At 52.6% G+C, this 4,471-nt stretch carries 3 protein-coding genes; 2 read left to right on the forward strand and 1 reads right to left on the reverse strand.

Translation table 11 applies throughout. From position 1 onward, the window contains the following. The first annotated feature begins 149 nt into the window (after nucleotides 1-149). Nucleotides 150-1,232 carry an HNH endonuclease gene (locus HMPREF2879_RS00170; RefSeq protein WP_049353187.1) on the forward strand — a complete coding sequence of 361 codons (1,083 nt, stop codon included), beginning with the start codon at nucleotides 150-152 and terminating at the stop codon, nucleotides 1,230-1,232. Between the two features lie 90 nt (nucleotides 1,233-1,322). On the opposite strand, the gene dcm is transcribed toward HMPREF2879_RS00170, so the two are convergent. Then, nucleotides 1,323-2,642: a DNA (cytosine-5-)-methyltransferase gene (gene dcm, locus HMPREF2879_RS00175; protein WP_049353186.1), complete on the reverse strand. Its 1,320-nt coding sequence runs from the start codon at nucleotides 2,640-2,642 to the stop codon at nucleotides 1,323-1,325. Between the two features lie 194 nt (nucleotides 2,643-2,836). Between dcm and HMPREF2879_RS00180 the strand changes: the two genes are divergently transcribed. Beyond that, nucleotides 2,837-4,351: a Sau3AI family type II restriction endonuclease gene (locus tag HMPREF2879_RS00180; RefSeq protein WP_049353185.1), complete on the forward strand. Its 1,515-nt coding sequence runs from the start codon at nucleotides 2,837-2,839 to the stop codon at nucleotides 4,349-4,351. The last annotated feature ends 120 nt before the right edge of the window (nucleotides 4,352-4,471 follow it).

Below are 4,471 nucleotides of genomic sequence, written 5' to 3' on the forward strand. Positions count from 1 at the left end.
ACGTTTTTGGTGGCTTCTCGAAACACATGTGGCTTTTCGAGGAAGATACAGGGCGGAATTTTTGTAATTACAGGATTCCACCACCCCTACCCCGTGAGCCGGTGACCACCCGGGCAGCGGCAAACCGCCCGGGCTGCTAGGCTGCTGCTATGGACAACAACTCAACGCCCTCACTGCCGGACCTCGTTCTCCCGTCCGTGGTGACGACCCTCAGCCTCCCGAGCAAACACGCCGCAACTGACATGCGGCTCCCCCACGCGTGGCTGCTACGTTCCGTTCCCGACGAAGAGAACCGAAGCGCCGCCAGCGGCAAAGTCTACGATGACGCCTTGGAATTCCGTTATGTCTACGACTCGAAAGTTCCCAACCACAAGAACGTTCGAGAGGGCGACTTCGTGCTGATTCGAGATAATTCGATTCTTCTCGGATCAGCCGTTATCCGAAAAATTGAGTCATACGAAGCTGATAAGGTCATGACTTTTTGCCCCCGCTGTGGAAGCAGCCGCATCACCTTCAAATCCGATGGGCTGTGGCGTTGCGATGGGAAGTGTCTGAGGAGAGACAATCTCAAGCCCGAGCAGCGTCTGCATAAGAATCCGCCGCAGAAAGCCGAGAAGGTTCAGCGGTTCATTGCCTACTACGGTGATACCTGGACTGAGCTTATCGGTGCAGCAGATAAGGATTCTTTCAAAGCGCTGAGCGTACCCGGCAAATACAACACTCAGAACAGCATTGTTGCCCTCGATACCGCGAAAGTCCTCACCTGGCTTGAAAGTCTGAACACTTCGGGTATTCACCAGCTCAATCTTGGTGAGGCCCGCGGGATTCCCGTGAATCCTCGCGGCGGTTTTACGATGCGCACCGTCAAGGCTCGCAATGGCCAGCCGCAGTTCCGTCAGGAGCTGTTGAACCGCTTCGGAAGCATGTGTGCGTTTACGGGCGCTTGCCACACGGCGGCGCTGGATGCGGCACACCTGTACAGCTATGCGCGCGAGGGTGAGCACCGAGTGGATGAGGGTCTGCTTCTACGCAAAGATCTGCATAAGCTCTTTGATAGTGAGCTGGTGGGTGTGAGCTCTTCGCGGACTCTTCTTCTACACCCCGGTTTGGGAAATACGCAGTATCAGTCGTTGGCGGGTGCCCGCCTGAAGGTTGAGTTGCCTAACCGAGCTCTTGAGCTGTTGGATGAGCACCGCTCAAGTCTGAGCTGGCTTGATGAGGCGCTGGTTTAGGCCTGCTCTGGTTTAGGCCGCCGGGCATGCAAAAGGAGGTGCAGTAGCTTTCGGGCTACTGCACCTCCTATGCGTTTTACTGGTTATGTCTTACTGGTTGTGTCGGCGGGCGATAGCCTTACCGATTTCGTGCGGGATACCCACCACGAGGGCGTTACCCATACAGAAGGCACGGTTACCGTCACTCATGCCGGTGTCAGTCCAGCCGCGGGGGAAGCCCTGCAGCTGATCCAGTTCATCGGGAACGAGGCGGCGGTACGCACCGGAATCACCAACCACAACGTGCTTGAATCGGGAGGCACCCGAGCCTCCTTCGCCGGTCAGGATGGTACGCGCCGGACGGTCGAGCGGGTCAGGGAAAGACATTGAGCCTTCGGTGTAGAAGTATTCAAAGCCGCTCGCCTTATTGATGCGCTTTTCCTTCTTTGCGCCCTTGAGGTATTCCCAAGAAGGCACCTTGTCAGGGGCGATAAAGAACTGTTCCGGCACCTCAGAGTCAGGAAGAACTACGTCACCGAGCGTCTTAAATTCGCCGCGGTAATCGGGCTCTACCTTGCTGGTGAGCACGGTGCCGTTCTGCATGACACCGGCAATCTGGAAGGGTGAGGTCTTAGCGCCAATTCCAAAGTGTTCCGTCTCGTAGTAGGGGTCATCGGAGATGGTGAACTCATCAGCCTCATTGAGCTCTTCGAAGACGGAGAGAAGACCCTCAGATTCTGCAGTTTTGACCGGGAACGCTTCCGCCAAAATACCGGTGTGGGTGATACGGCGCGACAAATCCCATTCAGGGGCGTTGTGTTCGGCGTAAATGTAAACGCGCTTACGCTTCTGCGGGTGGCCGTACTCTGCCGCGTTAATAACGCGCCATTCGACGCTGTAGCCGAGCGCGTAGAAGCAGGAGAGCATAATGGCGAAGTCGCGGCCTCGCTGTTTAGCGGGTGACTTTAGCAGGCGGTCAACGTTCTCCAGAACAACATATTTGGGGGTCTTAAGTTCGAGCGCGCGGTGAATATCCCACCAGAGCACGCCCTTCTTACCTTCAATGCCGTGCGACTGCGAAAGGGGCTTGGTAACCGAGTAATCCTGGCAGGGGAAACCGCCGCAGAGCAGGTCAGCGTCGGGAATTTCGTAGAGGCCCGCCTCCACATCATCAAGTACGGCGTGGATGTCGCGGTTTTCGAGGTTTGCTTCTTCGCCGAAACGTTCCTGGTAGCAGCGTGCCGCGAACTGGCGGCCAACCGTTCCCGGAGGCTCCCACTGGTTCGCCCAAACGGTCGTGAAGGGGCCTGCGGAGGGCAAGGTCATGCCGTTGGCATTATAGCCTTCAAATCCTAAGCGGAAGCCACCTACACCGGCGAAAAGTTCGATAACTCGGATAGGCTGGCTACTGCTGGTGGTTTTCTGATCCATGAGTCAGTAGTCCTTATAGTCCTCTTGTAAATGTGTTCGAATACTGATACTATAGCATAGAACAGCTATTCAGATCAAGCAGGTTATGGAAAAGCCCATGACGAACCAGAGAGTGCAGCTGCCGTACCTGACGTAGCATGAAAGCAAGAAACAGCACCGCCGCTACCCCTCTACTTTCGGAAGGAACACCGACTATGGACATTTTCGATTACGACAATTCGAGCGTTGATAGCATCCTCAAGTACACAGATAAGAAGCTCGTTGGTCGCACACTTCAGGACATCCTGGAAGAATTCCAGAACTCTGAGTACAAAACCTACGAAGATAAGAAAAAGGGTACTCCCTCAACGGCTACTCGCAAGGAAATTAGCGAGCTCTCCAAGGGAATCTATGGCAATATCATCGAAGAATGCTTCTACGGCATCAAGCCCAACAATTCCCCGGAACCCGATATTCCTAAAGCAAAGCTCGAAATCAAGACGACCCCTTACAAAGTCAACGCGAACGGCACTATTTCCGCCAAAGAACGTCTAGTTCTCAGCATGTTTAATTTTCATGAGGAAAATCTAGACGATTTTTATCAGACGCACCTTTGGCATAAGTGCCAAAATATTTTGCTTCTGTTTTATAAATATCAAAAGACCCGCGATATTTTGAAGATTATCACCGATAAGGCTTTCCTTTTCGACTGGCCCGAAGAGGATATGCCAACCATTCTTGCGGACTATAAACGTATTACCCAGAAAGTCCTGGAGGGACGCGCGCACGAGCTTTCCGAATCTGACGGCATGTACCTTTCAACCTGCCGGAAGGGTGCCGGCAGAGACAAGGACCGCACTACTCAGCCCTATGGCCCCGAGCTGGCTAATAGGCGCGCCTGGTCGCTCAAGAGTAGCTACATGACAACTCTCCTCCGCACCAGGGTTTTTAGCCAGGAGGAACAGGAGAGTATCGCTAAAGCAGCTCGGGATACCTCTAAGCCTTTTACCCAGATTATTGAAGAAAAGCTTCTGAAATACCGGGGCCAGAGCGAGAAAGAACTCTGCAAGGAGTTTGATGTTAACTTTAAATCCAAGGGCCGCAACAGCACTCTTGTGCAGAAAATTCTAGGCCTTTCTTCGGATATTGATAGTACTGCCGAATTTAAAAAGGCAAACATGAATATTCGCGCTATTCGTGTTGATAAAAACGGGCTCCCTAAAGAGGATGTTCCCTTTAAGAACTACCGTTTTATTGAACTAGCGAATGAAAAAGAGTGGGAAGAATCCCATATTTACACCGAGATTTTCTCAAGGAAATTCATGTTTGTTGTTTTCCGCGAGAATGAGACCGGTGATTTCTGCCTAGATCAGGTCAAGTTCTGGGGTTTCCCCGATTCCCTCGAGCCTGAACTGATGAAAGTTGAACTGATGAAGGTATGGCAAGAGACGAAGGAGATCATTAATCGAGGTGTTGAGCTAACGGTCAAGCCGAATGGTAAGGACGGCGTTAAGGTTTCCACTGACTTCCCGCAGAGCAAGGCGAACGAATACCTTTTTACGAAGGTTCACGCCTCCCAGACCTACTACGAAGTTGAGCCTGGCGAGTTTGTCGGAAAAGGCAAGCTCAAGGATACCGACGAACTACCCGATGGTCGTCGCATCACGAAGCACTCCTTCTGGCTACCCAAGAAATTCGTTCAGCAGATTCTGCGCGGTGAATGGGACTAATAACCGAATATAAATAACTGCAGCAGGCCGCCTCGGATGCGCAAGTATTCGGGGCCGCTTTTGTTTTACCGTGCCCTGCCGAAAAATTGTGCCATAGGTTAGTGTCTTTGGTCGTAGTTA

Origin of the sequence: Rothia sp. HMSC069C04 (assembly GCF_001812895.1) — a bacterium.
Lineage (GTDB): Bacteria > Actinomycetota > Actinomycetes > Actinomycetales > Micrococcaceae > Rothia.